The sequence below is a fragment of the Pseudomonas sp. H1_D04 genome (assembly GCF_054683855.1).
The window spans coordinates 1,882,995-1,898,508 of sequence record NZ_CP162826.1 but is presented as its reverse complement, the minus strand read 5'-3'; the positions used below and the strand labels follow the sequence as shown (position 1 = coordinate 1,898,508).

General features: G+C 58.4%; 15 protein-coding genes. 6 read left to right on the top strand and 9 right to left on the bottom strand.

Annotated features, from left to right (window positions below):
* Positions 1-115: 115 nt before the first annotated feature.
* Positions 116-499, bottom strand: coding sequence for a PaaI family thioesterase (locus tag AB4N82_RS08615; RefSeq protein ID WP_050442803.1), 384 nt, complete (start codon positions 497-499; stop codon positions 116-118).
* The gene (locus AB4N82_RS08610; protein WP_095186289.1) at positions 499-2,835 is read right to left on the bottom strand and encodes a Tex family protein; all 2,337 of its coding nucleotides are present in this window, start codon (positions 2,833-2,835) and stop codon (positions 499-501) included. Before AB4N82_RS08610 ends, AB4N82_RS08615 begins: the two co-directional genes overlap by 1 nt.
* A gap of 356 nt (positions 2,836-3,191) precedes the next feature.
* Between AB4N82_RS08610 and ompR the strand changes: the two genes are divergently transcribed.
* The gene (ompR, locus tag AB4N82_RS08605) at positions 3,192-3,932 is read left to right on the top strand and encodes an osmolarity response regulator transcription factor OmpR (protein ID WP_015373500.1); all 741 of its coding nucleotides are present in this window, start codon (positions 3,192-3,194) and stop codon (positions 3,930-3,932) included.
* 116 nt (positions 3,933-4,048) lie between these two features.
* Positions 4,049-5,362, top strand: a complete 1,314-nt coding sequence (locus tag AB4N82_RS08600; protein ID WP_032884939.1) for an ATP-binding protein — start codon at positions 4,049-4,051, stop codon at positions 5,360-5,362.
* Positions 5,363-5,503: 141 nt separating this feature from the next.
* On the opposite strand, the gene rimK is transcribed toward AB4N82_RS08600, so the two are convergent.
* From rimK to rimA, 3 genes are read right to left on the bottom strand one after another with little or no spacing between them, the layout of a single operon-like run.
* A complete protein-coding gene (rimK, locus tag AB4N82_RS08595) occupies positions 5,504-6,409 on the bottom strand; it encodes a 30S ribosomal protein S6--L-glutamate ligase (RefSeq protein WP_003171022.1) in 906 nt (301 codons plus the stop codon).
* Positions 6,406-6,888 (bottom strand): retropepsin-like aspartic endopeptidase RimB, encoded by a 483-nt coding sequence (rimB, locus tag AB4N82_RS08590; RefSeq protein ID WP_032884940.1) that lies wholly within the window; start codon positions 6,886-6,888, stop codon positions 6,406-6,408. The genes rimK and rimB overlap by 4 nt, the downstream gene beginning before the upstream one ends.
* A 13-nt stretch (positions 6,889-6,901) precedes the next feature.
* Positions 6,902-7,681, bottom strand: a complete 780-nt coding sequence (gene rimA, locus AB4N82_RS08585) for a S6 modification regulatory phosphodiesterase RimA (protein ID WP_122682160.1) — start codon at positions 7,679-7,681, stop codon at positions 6,902-6,904.
* A 116-nt stretch (positions 7,682-7,797) separates the two neighbouring features.
* On the opposite strand from rimA, the gene AB4N82_RS08580 reads away from it, so the two are divergent.
* Entirely contained in the window at positions 7,798-8,205 is a 408-nt protein-coding gene (locus tag AB4N82_RS08580; RefSeq protein WP_032884944.1) for an RNA-binding S4 domain-containing protein, read from the top strand.
* Between the two features lie 63 nt (positions 8,206-8,268).
* On the opposite strand, the gene AB4N82_RS08575 is transcribed toward AB4N82_RS08580, so the two are convergent.
* Positions 8,269-9,072 carry a phosphatase PAP2 family protein gene (locus tag AB4N82_RS08575; protein WP_122764501.1) on the bottom strand — a complete coding sequence of 268 codons (804 nt, stop codon included), beginning with the start codon at positions 9,070-9,072 and terminating at the stop codon, positions 8,269-8,271.
* A gap of 126 nt (positions 9,073-9,198) precedes the next feature.
* On the opposite strand from AB4N82_RS08575, the gene hslO reads away from it, so the two are divergent.
* Both hslO and AB4N82_RS08565 read left to right on the top strand, forming a co-directional pair.
* Positions 9,199-10,101: an Hsp33 family molecular chaperone HslO gene (hslO, locus tag AB4N82_RS08570; protein WP_032884948.1), complete on the top strand. Its 903-nt coding sequence runs from the start codon at positions 9,199-9,201 to the stop codon at positions 10,099-10,101.
* Between the two features lie 179 nt (positions 10,102-10,280).
* Positions 10,281-11,822 carry a phosphoenolpyruvate carboxykinase gene (locus tag AB4N82_RS08565; RefSeq protein WP_032884949.1) on the top strand — a complete coding sequence of 514 codons (1,542 nt, stop codon included), beginning with the start codon at positions 10,281-10,283 and terminating at the stop codon, positions 11,820-11,822.
* Positions 11,823-11,879: 57 nt separating this feature from the next.
* Here the strand turns inward: AB4N82_RS08565 and AB4N82_RS08560 are convergent, their stop codons facing one another.
* The 3 genes from AB4N82_RS08560 to AB4N82_RS08550 all read right to left on the bottom strand — a co-directional run bounded on the left by AB4N82_RS08560 (position 11,880) and on the right by AB4N82_RS08550 (position 13,892).
* Positions 11,880-12,743: an EamA family transporter gene (locus AB4N82_RS08560; RefSeq protein WP_460104808.1), complete on the bottom strand. Its 864-nt coding sequence runs from the start codon at positions 12,741-12,743 to the stop codon at positions 11,880-11,882.
* 109 nt (positions 12,744-12,852) lie between these two features.
* Positions 12,853-13,209 carry a DUF1493 family protein gene (locus AB4N82_RS08555; RefSeq protein ID WP_095186348.1) on the bottom strand — a complete coding sequence of 119 codons (357 nt, stop codon included), beginning with the start codon at positions 13,207-13,209 and terminating at the stop codon, positions 12,853-12,855.
* Positions 13,210-13,478: 269 nt separating this feature from the next.
* A complete protein-coding gene (locus tag AB4N82_RS08550) occupies positions 13,479-13,892 on the bottom strand; it encodes a hypothetical protein (protein ID WP_460104807.1) in 414 nt (137 codons plus the stop codon).
* Between the two features lie 257 nt (positions 13,893-14,149).
* Between AB4N82_RS08550 and AB4N82_RS08545 the strand changes: the two genes are divergently transcribed.
* Positions 14,150-15,325, top strand: a complete 1,176-nt coding sequence (locus tag AB4N82_RS08545; RefSeq protein WP_122682156.1) for a tetratricopeptide repeat protein — start codon at positions 14,150-14,152, stop codon at positions 15,323-15,325.
* Positions 15,326-15,514 lie beyond the last annotated feature (189 nt).

Below are 15,514 nucleotides of genomic sequence, written 5' to 3'. Positions count from 1 at the left end.
ATTTGACCCGCGGTAAAAAAGCCTACTTCACTCCATGAATTGGGCCATAGCGCAGCAGGAAAATTCCGACGCCGTTATCGCAGCGCCGAAATTAACTCAAATCGTGGGTGGTGAGCTATAGGACAGCGAAGGTGCCCTGTGCTTTTGCGACAAGTCGTTCCTCCTGATACACATCGGCTTCGACCACCAGGGTGCGCCGGCCGGCGTGAATCACACGGCTGGTACACAGCACATCCCCGTCTTCCACGGCGCGGATGTAGTTGATCTTGCACTCGATGGTCGCGCTCTGCTGGTCGAAACCATGGGAACTGGAACAGGCCAGCCCCATGGTGATGTCTACCAGGCTGAAAATCGCCCCGCCATGGAGCTTGCCCGCGCGGTTGCGCAGGTGCGGCTCCAGGGTCAGGGCCACCTCGGCAACGCCTTCTTCCAGGCGTTGCAGACGGCAGCCGATCAGTTCGCTGAAGGCGCTCTGAGTCAAACCGGCCGGGATTTCCATCAACGTTTCTTCAACTGCTTGGCGTTGGCGAACAGCGAGGCCATGGCATTGTTGCTTGGCGCTGCGGTTGCGGTTTCCTTGCGCGGTTGACTGCTTTCGGAACGGTTCTGCGACTGGCGCGGCGCCGAGCCTGGGCGTGCGCCACGGGCACCGTCGATTTTCTCGCCGGGGGTGTCGCTCATACGCATCGACAGACCAACGCGTTTGCGCGGGATGTCGACTTCCATGACCTTGACCTTGACCACATCACCGGCTTTCACCGCTTCACGTGGGTCTTTAATGAACTTCTCCGAAAGTGCGGAGATATGCACTAAACCATCCTGATGCACGCCGATGTCCACAAACGCGCCAAAGTTGGTCACGTTGGTCACCACACCCTCCAGGATCATGCCCAGCTCCAGGTCCTTGAGGTCTTCGACGCCGTCCTGGAACTCGGCGGTCTTGAACTCAGGACGTGGGTCGCGGCCAGGCTTTTCAAGCTCTTGCAGGATGTCGGTGATGGTCGGTACGCCGAACGTTTCGTCGGTGTACTTCTTCGGGTCCAGGCGCTTGAGGAACGCAGCGTCACCGATCAGCGAACGGATGTCGCGGTCGGTCTCGGCGGCGATGCGTTGCACCAGCGGATACGCTTCCGGGTGAACGGCCGAGGAATCCAGCGGGTTGTCACCGTTCATTACGCGTAGGAAACCGGCGGCTTGCTCGAAGGTTTTCTCGCCCAGTCGAGCGACCTTTTTCAACGCGGCGCGGGTTTTGAACGCGCCGTTTTCGTCTCGGTGAGTGACGATATTCTGCGCCAGCGTGGTGTTCAGGCCGGAGATACGGGCCAACAGCGCGACCGAGGCAGTGTTTACATCCACGCCAACCTTGTTCACGCAGTCTTCCACCACCGCATCCAGGCCACGCGCCAGCTTCAGCTGTGACACGTCGTGCTGGTATTGGCCGACACCGATGGATTTAGGGTCAATCTTCACCAGTTCGGCCAGCGGATCCTGCAGGCGACGGGCGATGGATACCGCGCCACGGATCGACACATCGAGGTCCGGGAATTCCTTGGAAGCCAGTTCCGACGCCGAGTACACCGAAGCGCCCGCCTCGGAGACCATGACCTTGGTCATCTTCATGGCTGGGTATTTTTTGATCAGTTCGGCGGCAAGCTTGTCGGTTTCACGGCTGGCGGTGCCGTTGCCGATGGCGATCAGGTCCACCGAATGCTTGGCGCACAGGGCGGCCAGAATCGCGAGGGTCTGGTCCCACTTGTTATGCGGCACGTGCGGGTACACGGTGGCGTGGTCCAGCAGCTTGCCGGTGGCATCGACCACGGCGACCTTGCAGCCGGTGCGCAGGCCCGGGTCGAGGCCCAGGGTGGCGCGCGGGCCGGCTGGTGCGGCCAGCAGTAGGTCGTGCAGGTTGTGGGCGAAGACGTTGATCGCTTCGGTTTCGGCGCCGTCGCGCAATTCGCCCAGCAGGTCGGTTTCAAGGTGGGTGTAGAGCTTGACCTTCCAGGTCCAGCGCACTACTTCACCGAGCCACTTATCAGCAGGACGATTCTGATTCTGGATGCCGAATTGTTGACCGATCATGCCTTCGCACGGGTGCATGGTGCCCGGCAGCTCGTCGCCGACTTTGAGTGCGGAGCTGAGAATGCCTTCGTTGCGGCCACGGAAAATCGCCAGTGCACGGTGGGACGGCATGCTCTTGAGCGGTTCGTCGTGTTCGAAGTAATCGCGGAATTTGGCGCCTTCTTCCTCTTTGCCGGCGATGACGCGAGCGCTGATGATGGCTTCCTGCTTGAGGTAGGTACGCAGTTTTTCCAGAAGGCTGGCGTTTTCGGCGAAGCGCTCCATGAGGATGTACTTGGCGCCTTCGAGGGCTGCCTTGACATCGGCAACGCCTTTTTCAGCGTTGACGAAGCGCGCGGCTTCGGTGTCCGGGGTCAGCGACGGGTCGTTGAACAGGCCGTCGGCCAGTTCGCCCAGGCCGGCTTCGAGGGCGATCTGGCCCTTGGTGCGGCGCTTTTGTTTGTAGGGCAGGTAAAGGTCTTCGAGGCGGGTTTTGGTGTCGGCGAGCTTGATGTCGCGCTCAAGCTGCGGGGTCAGCTTGCCCTGTTCCTCGATGCTGGCGAGGATGCTGATACGCCGTTCGTCGAGTTCTCGCAGGTAGCGCAGGCGCTCTTCCAGGTGACGCAGTTGGATGTCGTCGAGGCTGCCTGTCACTTCTTTTCGGTAACGGGCGATGAAGGGCACCGTGGAGCCTTCATCCAGTAGAGCGACGGCCGCTTCGACCTGTTGTGGGCGTACACCGAGTTCCTCGGCGATGCGGCTGTTGATGCTGTCCATAAAACCACCTGAAATTCTTAGAAGCAGCTCGCAGGCCCGGAAAACAAGGCCTTGCGCAGCTGGTTGAGCGGCCCGACTGGCGCCGCTGCCTGGGTCAAGAGGCAGCCTATTGACCCTCGAAATCGGAAAAATCGCGACAAGCGGGTAAAAAAGCTTGGCAGTAAAAAGGTAACGATCTGACGTCGCCCTGTATGAGGGCGCCGCATTATAACCAGCGTTTTGTCCTTGAGGGCTACTGCGCGGGTGGTTGTAGGGCGCGGGTTTGCTGGCAGTTGAGGAAAAATCTGCTAACAATGCACACGGTGCGTATAACGACAGCTACGCCATAATGCGCGCCGAGATAAGAGGAGCATCTAATGAGCAGCACTGCACAAACTGCTGAAGGCGAAAAAATTCTCATCGTTGATGACGATCCAGGGCTGAGCAGCCTGCTGGAGCGTTTCTTCAATTCCAAGGGCTACCGTGCCCGCGCGGTGCCGAACACCGAGCAGATGGATCGCCTCCTGGGGCGCGAAGTATTCAACCTGGTCGTACTTGACCTGATGCTGCCCGGCGAAGATGGCCTGACCGCATGCAAACGCCTGCGCGGCGCGAACAATCAGATTCCAATCATCATGCTCACCGCCAAGGGCGATGAGCTGAGCCGCATCAAGGGCCTTGAACTGGGCGCCGATGACTACCTGGCCAAACCCTTCAATCCGGATGAGTTGATGGCGCGGGTCAAAGCCGTATTGCGCCGTCAGGCACCGCCAGTACCGGGCGCGCCAGGCAGCGAAGACGAAAGCGTTACCTTCGGCGACTACGAACTGTCGCTGGCGACCCGCGAACTCAAGCGCGGCGATGAAGTGCACATGCTCACCACCGGCGAATTCGCCGTGCTCAAGGCGCTGGTGATGAACGCTCGCCAGCCGCTGACACGCGACAAGCTGATGAACCTGGCTCGTGGTCGTGAATGGGACGCCCTGGAGCGCTCCATCGACGTGCAAATTTCCCGTCTGCGCCGGATGATCGAGCCGGACCCTTCCAAGCCACGGTATATCCAGACTGTCTGGGGCGTGGGTTATGTGTTTGTGCCGGATGGCACCGCAACCAAGTGATCGATGATTTGCAGGGCGGGCATCCTGGCGTTTGACTCCATGAGGGTCGACGGGATGCCCGGCGTCTGCAATTCTGCGAGCGCCGCTCGTTCCTGCAAGGTGTCCAGCTTTCATCTATGAAAACCCCGCTGTGGTTCCCACAAAGTTTCTTCTCCCGCACCCTTTGGCTGGTGCTGATCGTCGTTCTGTTTTCCAAAGCGCTCACGCTGGTTTATCTGCTGATGAACGAAGATGTGCTGGTGGATCGACAGTACAGCCACGGTGTGGCTTTGACGCTGCGCGCCTATTGGGCCGCCGATCCCGAGAACCGCGAGAAGATTGCCAAGGCCGCCACTCTGGTGCGCGTGGCGGGGGCGGGTGTGCCGGAGGGCGAGCAACATTGGCCTTACAGCGAGATTTACCAGCGCCAAATGCAGGCCGAACTGGGTGAAGACACCGAAGTACGGCTGCGTATGCATGTGTCTCCTGCATTGTGGGTACGTGCGCCGAGCCTGGGTGAGGACTGGCTGAAAGTGCCGCTGTACCCTCATCCTTTGCGGGGGCAGAAGATCTGGAACGTGCTGGGCTGGTTCTTGGCGATCGGGCTGCTTTCCACAGCATCCGCGTGGATCTTTGTGCGCCAGCTCAACCAACCCCTTAAACGATTGGTGTTTGCCGCCCGGCAATTGGGTCAGGGGCGTAGCGTGCGCCTGCCGGTCAGCGATACACCGAGTGAAATGACCGAGGTATACGGCGCGTTCAACCAGATGGCAGAGGATGTCGAACAGGCCGGGCGCGAACGCGAGTTGATGCTGGCCGGTGTCTCTCACGACCTGCGCACGCCGCTGACACGCTTGCGACTGTCCCTGGAGTTGATGGACAACCATACCGATCTGACCGACGACATGGTCCGCGATATCGAGGACATGGACGCGATTCTCGATCAGTTTCTGGCGTTTATCCGCGATGGCCGCGATGAGGTGGTTGAGGAAGTCGACCTGACGGATTTGGTGCGCGAGGTGGTTGCGCCCTATAACCAGAACGGCGAACAGGTTCGGATGCGCCTTGAGCCGATCCAGCCGTTTGCGTTGCGACGTGTGTCGATGAAGCGCCTGTTGAACAATTTGATTGGCAACGCCTTGCATCACGCCGGCTCTGATGTGGAAGTGGCGGCGTACGTTTCGGGCGACAGCGCCGCACCTTATGTGGTGCTGAGTGTGATGGACCGTGGCACGGGGATCGACCCGGCGGAACTGGAGGGCATCTTCAACCCGTTTACTCGTGGGGACCGTGCACGCGGTGGCAAAGGCACGGGGCTTGGGCTGGCGATCGTGCGACGAATTGCCTCGATGCATGGTGGCAATGTTGAGTTGCGTAATCGCGAAGGCGGCGGCCTTGAGGCGCGGGTGCGTTTACCGTTGGGCTTGATGTTGCCCCGAGACGCGGTCTAACAAACAACGCAGATCAAAATGTGGGAGGGGGCTTGCTCCCGATTGCAGTGGGTCAGCTACCAATAAGCTGGCTGATCCACCGCTATCGGGGGCAAGCCCCCCTCCCACATTTGGTTTACGTGTGCCACAGACTGCGTTTTATCAGCCCTTGCCCTTGGTCCTGGTCATATTCGGCCCACCATTCTTCTCTAGATGCTGAATGATGATCCCCGCCACATCTTTGCCAGTGGTGGTTTCGATACCTTCCAGGCCCGGGGATGAATTGACTTCCATCACCAGCGGCCCGTGGTTCGAACGCAGGATATCTACCCCCGCCACGGCCAACCCCATCACCTTGGCCGCCCGCAGCGCGGTCATGCGCTCCTCAGGGGTGATCTTGATCAGGCTGGCGCTGCCGCCGCGGTGCAGGTTGGAGCGAAACTCTCCAGGTTTGGCCTGGCGCTTCATCGCCGCAATTACCTTGTCGCCCACCACGAAGCAGCGGATATCCGCACCCCCTGCTTCCTTGATGTATTCCTGCACCATGATGTTCTGCTTGAGGCCCATGAATGCCTCGATCACCGACTCCGCCGCGGTTGCGGTTTCACACAGCACTACGCCAATCCCCTGTGTGCCTTCCAGTACCTTGATTACCAGTGGCGCGCCGTTGACCATCTCGATCAGGTCCGGGATGTCATCGGGTGAGTGGGCAAACCCGGTGACCGGCAGGCCGATCCCCCGGCGCGACAGCAGTTGCAGCGAACGTAATTTGTCCCGCGAGCGCGCAATGGCCACGGACTCGTTCAAGGGGAACACCCCCATCATCTCGAATTGGCGCAGCACCGCGCAGCCATAAAACGTCACCGAAGCGCCGATCCGCGGGATTACGGCATCAAAGCCTTCCAGCGGTTTGCCTCGGTAATGGATCTGCGGCTTGTGGCTGGCAATGTTCATATAGGCACGCAACGTGTCGATCACCACCATTTCGTGGCCACGTTCGGTGCCGGCCTCGACCAGGCGGCGGGTGGAATACAGACGCGGGTTTCGCGACAGCACAGCAATCTTCATGCAGCACCTGGGGCAGAAATAGTAGAGACCGGGAACACCGGCTTGTCTTGAACGTACTTGATGCCGGGGTTGACCACCAACTGGCCGTCAATCAGCGCCTTGGAACCCAGCAGCAAGCGGTAACGCATAGCCTTGCGGCAGGCCAGGGTGAACTCCACCCGCCATACCCGATCACCCAACGCCAGGGTGGTGCTGATCACATAGCGCACCTGCGCATGGCCGTTGGAGCTCTTGATGGTTTTCATCGTCACCAAAGGCGCTTCGCAGCGGCGGTGGCGCAGTTGCACAACACTGCCCAGATGCGCAGTGAAGCGCACCCACTTCTCACCGTCGCGCTCAAAGGGTTCGATATCGGTGGCGTGCAGGCTTGAGGTGCTGGCACCTGTGTCGATCTTCGCGCGCAGGCCTGCCACTCCCAAGTCGGGAAGTGCCACCCACTCACGCAGACCCACAACGGTCAAATGGTCAAATGTCTTCAATATGGGTAACCGGTCAATTAGCCCAAGCTTTCGGTGAAACCTCGGCCAGGGCTTTGAATGCGGGCTTGGCGAACCAGTAGCCTTGCATGAGAAATATTCCACAGTCAGACAGAAAGTCTCGCTCTCCGGCACTTTCAATGCCTTCGGCGATGACAGTAACGTTCAACTGCTCACAGATTGTGACAATCCCCCGGACGATCACCTGACGGACACGATCCTGGTCCACATCGCGGATCAGAGCCATGTCGAGTTTGATCAAGTCAGGTTGGAAATCGGCCAGTAGATTCAGCCCCGAATAGCCCGCTCCGAAATCGTCGATGGCGGTCTTGAAGCCGAATTCGCGGTATTCACGCAGAATATTCGTCAAATGGCGATAGTTATCTACATGCTCGCTTTCCAGCGTCTCGAAAATCAGTCTGTTCAGAGGGAAATTGTGTGCGCGAGCCGCCTCCAGGGTGCTGCGGATGCACAACTCCGGACGGTACACGGCGTTGGGCATGAAATTGATGGAAAGATGGGTTTGCATCCCCATGGCTGCTGCGCCGGCAATTGCCTGAGTGCGGCAGCGTTGGTCGAAGCGGTAGCGATTGCTTTCGTTAACCTGGTTCAGCACCGACAACGCACCTTCGCCTTGTGTACCGCGCACCAAGGCTTCGTGGGCAAAAATCGAATGGTCCCGAAGGTCTACGATAGGCTGGTAGGCAAACGCAAAATCGAAACCCAGGGGCTCGCTTTGCTGGCAGCCTACGCAGCGCTGGTCAGGCGAGGTGAGTGAAGTGGGAAAGTCGGTCACGGCGTATCCTCGCGAAAACAGGGTGCTACCTGGCGTATCTTAGGTGAGCCTTGAGGTTTATGCGTCGAAGGGTTTCAACGGTAAAGTTGCGACATTTTTCAGAGCGAGGAATTCAAGTGGCTCAAAAGCAGGAAGAGGAAGAAAAGGTTCGCCTGGACAAGTGGCTGTGGGCCGCGCGTTTCTATAAAACCCGTGCCCTGGCCAAGGCGGCGATAGAGAGTGGCAAGGTGCACCATCGTGGCGAGCGCTGCAAGCCGGGCAAGGAGCCACGCGTCGGCGATGAGTTTCAGATTCGTACCGGTTTTGATGAAAAGACCATTGTGGTCCAAGCACTTTCCATCGTGCGTCGTGGCGCACCTGAAGCTCAGGCGCTCTACACCGAGACCGACGCTAGCATCGCCAAGCGCGAAAATGCTGCGGCGATGCGCAAGGCGGGGGCTTCAGGCCTGACCACCGATGGTAAGCCGAGCAAGAAGCAACGCCGCGATCTCTTCAAGTTTCGCGGCAGTGGCAGTGATGACTGATTGCGCAGAACCCCAGCCGAATGAGGGAGGGAGCCAGCCCCCTCGCTTATTCGGCCTGCAGCGTTAAGGGGATGTGCGCACGACGCTCAATCCTCCGATCACCGGCAGCTTGCCAAGTAACCCGAAGATCGGCGTCGTCACGTGTAACAAAGCGCCCGACACCTTTGCCGCAAACGGCGTGTAATACCCCCAGCCCAACGCCAACAGCGCCAGCAGCACTCCGCCGATGTAATCGTCCTGCCCCCAATGCGCACCTGCCACCAGCCGCGGCATCATAAACAACAGCGCCAGGCCCCAGATTACCAGCACTTGGCCGATGCGCTTGGCGAACACCGTCATGAACATCCCCCAAATCAACAGCACAGACGCATGATCCCCAGGGAAGCTTTGACTCGAACGGTCCTTCAGCTCCCAGGTCTTCTCCAGGCCAGGAAAGTAATCACTCATCTGAATGGCCCCGCCGATCACCATCGACGGGCTGCTGTGCTGCCAGCCCATCTGTGCCGCAAGTTTGGAAAACAGCATGCGGATAAACAACAGCAGCAACAAAATGCCGACAAAACCTAACAGCGCCTGACGCACCTGTACGGCCTTGAACACCCAGTCGCCGCGAACCAGCAGCGACAGCAGGATCACCCCGACCACCGCATCAAACGGTCGCAAACTGGCCACGGCCCAAATGTGCAGCCACGTTGCGTTAGTGGCCAGAGGGTCATTGAGCAGATGAAACAGCCACTCGTCGAAAATCACACAGAGCATCTGGCCCGTGGGCCACAGCCAAAAACACAGCAGCGCGATAGCGAGTAGATTGCACAGAGCCCATCGCCGGAGGTTCCACTTGGCTTGGAACAAACCCGGATTGTTCATAAACTGTCCCTCTTCGCTCTATTTAAACTCTCTGTTTCCAGGAGAAATTCGCACCAAAACGGTGCTAAAGCGTTTAATTCTATAAACCTTGTAATCAATTTGTCATCAATTCAGATACCCAGACCTATGACTGATCTACCGGATACCGACTTCACCCAACGCTTCATCTTCGACGAGAGCGACGCCCGCGGCGAAATGGTTTCGTTGGAACTCAGCTACGCCGAAGTCCTCGCCAAGCACCCCTATCCTGAGCCGGTCGCGCAACTGCTTGGAGAGCTGATGGCCGCTGCGGCGTTGCTGGTCGGCACCATGAAGTTTGACGGTTTGCTGATCCTGCAGGCCCGCTCCGAAGGCCCGATCCCGCTGCTGATGATCGAGTGCTCCAGCGAACGTGAAATCCGCGGCCTGGCCCGTTATGACGCTGACCTGATTGCCCCGGACGCCATGCTGGCGGACCTGATGCCCAATGGCGTCCTGGCGCTCACCGTCGACCCGACCGTAGGCCAGCGTTACCAGGGCATCGTCGACCTCGACGGCGAAACCTTATCGGATTGCTTCACTAACTATTTCGTGATGTCCCAACAAGTCGGCACCAAGTTCTGGCTCAACGCAGACGGCAAACGCGCCCGTGGCATGCTGTTGCAGCAATTGCCGGCCGACCGCATCAAGGACGACGACGATCGCGCTGAAAGCTGGCGGCACACCATCGCTCTGGCCGACACCCTGAAAGCCGAAGAGCTGCTGGGCTTGAACAACGAAACCATCCTGCATCGCCTCTACCACGAAGAACCTGTGCGCCTGTTCGACGCGCAAACCTTGCGCTTCCATTGCAGTTGCTCCCGCGAGCGTTCAGGTAGCGCATTGGTCAGCCTGGGTCTCGAAGATGCGCAAAATCTGGTGGTGGAACACGGTGGCAATATTGAGATCGACTGCCAGTTCTGCAACCAGCGCTACCTGTTCGATGCTGCCGATGTCACTCAATTGTTCGCTGGCGCAGGCATCGACACGCCATCCGACACCCGCCACTAAAACGTTTAAGCACAGGTAAATCACCTGACAAATGCCGGATTAGAGGTGTTCTGACGGGAGGGCCCTACTCTTTTTGGGCTTTTCTGGCATAATCCGGCCCACTTTTTTCGCGGTAGTAGTGCGCAACTTTCTACTACAAAACGTTTGGAGCACTCGGCCATAGGCCGACGGGGAACCTCATGACGCAAGCCAATAACGCCGTATACACCGATCTGAGTGTTGACGATCTGGTCAAAGAAGCCCTGCAGCGCGGTGAAGGCGTGCTTGCCGATACTGGCGCACTGGTCGTAGAAACCGGTCATCGCACCGGTCGTTCGCCGGTCGACCGTTTCATCGTTGAAGAGCCTTCCACCCAGGACGCTATCGCCTGGGGCCCGATCAACCGCAAGTTCCCGGCCGACAAGTTCGATGCCCTGTGGGCTCGCGTCGAGGCTTTCAACAACGCGCAAGAGCACTTCGTTTCCCACGTTCACGTAGGGGCTGCCGAAGACCACTACCTGGCTGTGAAAATGACCACCCAGACTGCCTGGCAGAACCTGTTCGGTCGTTGCCTGTTCATCAACCCGGCCCAGTACAACCCGGCCGGCCGTGACGAATGGCAAGTGCTCAACGTGGCTAACTTCGAGTGCGTGCCAGAGCGTGATGGCACCAACTCCGACGGTTGCGTGATTCTCAACTTCGCACAGAAAAAAGTACTCATCGCTGGCATGCGTTACGCCGGTGAAATGAAGAAAGCCATGTTCTCGGTGCAGAACTTCCTGCTGCCGGCTTCCGACGTACTGCCGATGCACTGCGCCGCCAACATCGGCGAAGCGGGCGACGTGACCCTGTTCTTCGGCCTGTCCGGCACCGGTAAAACCACCCTGTCGGCCGACGAAAGCCGTTACCTGATCGGTGACGATGAACACGGTTGGGGCGAAGGCGTGGTGTTCAACATCGAAGGCGGTTGCTATGCCAAATGCATCGACCTGTCCGAGAAGAACGAGCCAGTTATCTGGAAAGCCATCAAGCACGGCGCAGTATTGGAAAACGTCGTGATCGACGACGCCAAGCACGCCGACTACGCCGACGTGAGCCTGACCCAGAACAGCCGCGCCGCCTACCCGCTGGAGCACGTTGCCAAACGTTCCGAGAAGAACCTGGGCGGCGAGCCAAACGCAGTGATCTTCCTGACCTGCGACCTGACCGGCGTACTGCCACCAGTGTCTATCCTCAGCGAAGAACAAGCGGCCTACCACTTCCTGTCCGGCTACACCGCATTGGTGGGTTCGACTGAGATGGGGTCGGGTAGCGGCATCAAGTCGACTTTCTCCACCTGCTTCGGCGCGCCATTCTTCCCACGCCCAGCCGGCGAATACGCAGAGCTGCTGATCAAGCGCATCCGCGGCTTCGGCTCCAAGGTCTACCTGGTCAACACCGGCTGGACCGGCGGCGGCTACGGCGTTGGCAAGCGCTTCAACATTCCGACCACTCGCGGTGTGATCGCAGCGATCCAGAGCGGCGCGTTGATCGGTGCTGAAACCGAACACCTCGACACCATCAACCTCGACGTGCCATTGGCCGTACCGGGTGTTGAAACCGGCCTGTTGAACCCACGTAACACCTGGGCCGACAAGGCCGCTTACGATGAAGCAGCGAAGGCGCTGGCTGGTCTGTTCATCGAGAACTTCAAGAAGTTTGAAGTGAGCGATGCGATCAAAGCTGCGGGTCCTAAGTTGTAAGATTCGCGTGTTGTGAAAAAGCCGCCTCTTGTGGGCGGCTTTTTTATGCGCGAAAGGTTAGTCGGCGATGTGCAGAACTACTGCTCCGATCAATACCAATACAACCCCCAGCACCTGCACCGCAGTGAGCCGCTCCTTGAAAAACACAAACCCCAGAATCGCCGCAATCCCACCTGACAACGTACTGATCACCGTCACCACCGAAACCGACCCCGCCATCGCACCCCACGAAAACGCCGAGAACCCGCCGAGGTTCATCAAGCTCGCGCCGGTCAGCGTCGCACAGTTTTTCAGTGGCGGGATTTTCAGGCCATCTTTGATCTTCAGCACCATCATTACCAGTACGCACACGCCCACCAGATAACCCAACCAAAGCATGGTGATCGGTCCCAACGCGGGCAGCGTGTAGCGGCCTTGCAGCCAGAAACTGGCGCCGTACAACAGTGCGGCGAGCATGGCGCAGGCGATGGATAGGCGGGGGTTGTTGTGGGGTACGCCGTTGTCCTTGTGGATGCTGGAGAGGATCACGCCGATGACGCATAGGGCAATGCAACCGAGTTGTATAAGGCTGATGTGCTCGCCGCTGGCCCAGGACAATAAGGTAGTGACCACGCCGTACGATGTCACCAGTGGTGCAACGATGGCGGCTTTGCCCATGGCGAAGGCTTTGGACAGCGCGAGAGCGCCGGACACGGTGAGCAGCGCGGCTGCGATGCCCAGCAGCCAGGCGCTTAGCGGGGCGTCGAGGGATTTGAAGAGAAAGGTCGGCAACATGACCAGTAGCAAGGTCATGATCAGGAAGCCGAGCGCCTGGCCAAAGTAAACGGCGCGTTTAACGCCGACAGCCCGGGCATTGAGGCCGACGAGGAAATCCGTGCCACCCCAGAGCAGGGCGGCCAGCAGGCCCATTGTTACGTCCATGTATCGTCCTTTCTGAAGACTCAATTTCCTTTAACAGCCCCGCTTGCCGGCAATGGCGACCTCAAGACCGCCATCGCCGGTAAGCCGGGCTCTTACAGGGGGCTGCGTGTTAGCTCAGGTTTTCCAGCGTCTGCGTGTCCCAGCTGTGAGTCTTGATGGCTAGATAGAGCATGCCGATGGTCAGTGGAACCTTGTTGCCGCGCCCCTTGGCCCGACGCTTGAGGAACACATCAAAGACCGGCGGGTTGAAGTAACGATAAGTGTCGTAGTCGCCCAGGTCGAGTGCGAATTCCTGCTCCAGCGCTTCCATCAGTTGCTTGGCTTCACTGCCGTCACAGCCCAGGTCGAAATTGAGTGAGGTTTGCAGGCGGATAGTCTTGTGTTTCGGCAGGCCGATTTCTTCGTGCAGCAGTTGCAGGAGTTGCTGCATGACGGGGTCTTCGGGGAAGTCGGGGGCGAGGTTCATGGTGGGGGCACGCAGGAGTGGGTGAAGAGGGAGGTCGCGTTTCAAGCGGAATTTGTTTCGGGTGATGAAGAGTGCCAAGCCTATCAAGAATAGGAATACAGGCAGGAGGGGCATTTTAAGGATTACTGCTACGTAGGGTAGTAGGAATGCCAACGTAACGCCTGTCGCGAGCAACGTGATAGCAAATCGCTTTCTGAGTATTGGGGTTGTGATTTGGTGATTCAAAACAAGGTATAGCGCCACAAAGGCGACAATTTGAACGCAGATAGTCATGGCTTCTGACATTCCATGGCTTCGAGGGGATAGCTGCGACTAATACTTTTGGTGATCGCACCCACAGGGGTGGCAGCGGCGCGCGCTATTGGTTTTGAAACCGGGTGAATTGGCGCACTGAAAAGTCCCGCTAACGCTAGAGCGATAAGGGGCCCGCGTTCATTGAGCAAATCTGCCTGCTGCCGGTTCAGCGGCTTAGCGATTGCGACAGTCATTTTGCAAGGCAAATCACCGGGTAGCATTTTTCCGTAGAGATCCGCCAGCCGATAGCGAACTTCGGTTGCGCGGGTGCCGGCTTCCAAAAGACAGAGGTTTGCCAGTGTTTGTCGATGGGCGGGTAGAACGCTAAACCGAATCACCGCGAAGGTGATGCCGTAGTGGCCAATGTATTGAGTCCTTTCGATGTTCACAGGTTTCTGCCGGGAAAGTTGAGGCCGCGCTATTTTCATTCAGCGACGGGTAACTTCTGTAGAGGGTTAAGCGGGTGTCTGGAGCAGTTTGGGAAGGAGATGTCGTGACCTGTGGAAATTTCCTACGACTGTTTCAGGCATTTGTGGCTTGGCATCACATTTTCTACAAAAACTCCGCCAGTCGCCTGAATTAAGCGTATGTTTCACCGCAAAATCTTGTAGGGCGATTTCCGCCCACTACTTAAAGGGAGTTAAGCATGGGTTTGCTTCGTGTCGCTTCGGCGATGTCATTGTGTGCGTTGGCTTTTTCCGTCCAGGCCGAACAGTTGCCGATTGAAGTGCTAAGCGCCGTGGTCAAGGATCAGAAAATCGCCGACGCCGAAGTGCTACTGCAACGCAACGGCGCGCAGAATGTGGTGGGTCGCACCAACGCCCAGGGCCAAGTGACGCTGACCAGTGAGGCCGCCGATGACGCGAGCAACCTGCTGATCATCAAGAAGCCCGGCTACTCCAACCTGGTGGTGAAGTGCCCATGCGCGGGCATGACCTACGCCATCAGCCCGGTGATGGAAAACCTCGATGGCCTGCGTGTGGTGCTGACCTGGGGCAAGACCCCGAGTGACCTCGACTCCCACATGATTTTCCCCGGCAATAACATCTATTTCGAGAACCAGAAGGGTACCGACGCCGAGTTGGATGTGGATGACACCGACAGCTACGGCCCGGAAACCATCACTCTGCAGAAAAAGCACTACGGCGAAAGCTACGTCTATGCCGTGCACGACTACAGTAATGGCGGCAACCCAGGCTCGCGCCAATTGTCCGACAGCGAAGCCAAGGTGTTCGTGTACATGGGCCAATCGCTGGTGCGTACCTACTACGTGCCTAAGAACCGCAGCGGCAACCTGTGGACTGTGTTCCGCATGACCGGCAGCGGCGACTTCCAGGACATCAACACCTTCAGTGGCGTGACAGTGAATGCCGCCAATGTGCTGAACGAAGTCAAGCCGCTGCTGGATGACAGCGTCGCGGTCACCGCAGTCACCGTTAGCTCTTCCGTACAGACTGATGCGAAGAAGCTGAACCTGAAAGGTGAAGCGGCTTACCAGGCAGGTAATCTGGATCAGGCGATTGACTACTTCCGTCAGGCCATCGATCTGGATAACAGCTTCGGCAAGGCTTACGGCAACCTCGGCTTGGCGTATCAGAAAGCCGGTAACACTGCCGAGTCGATCTGGGCCAACCGCAAGGCTATCGCCCTTGCCACCGGCGCCAATGCTGCGACCGTGCGTGCAGGTGCCTACTACAACATTGCGCGGATCTACGAAGCGGCGGGGCAGTTCCAGGATGCGCTGCGTCACTACCAGTTGGCCAAGGAACAGAAAGCCAACCCGGTGTATGACACGGCGATTGAGCGGGTGCAGAACCGCTGATTCAGCTGTAGCGCAGTTCTAAAGATGTGGGAGGTGCTTGCTTCCTCCCACATTTGGATCGGTGTGTTTCCTTCTGCATCATCAGGTTATTCCCACTTCGGCCCTGGGCCATCTCCCAGCCTGTGTATCATCCTGTCTCTTTTTCCATGCGACCTTTCTCGATCCGCTGAGCTTACTGGGTTACGTTTT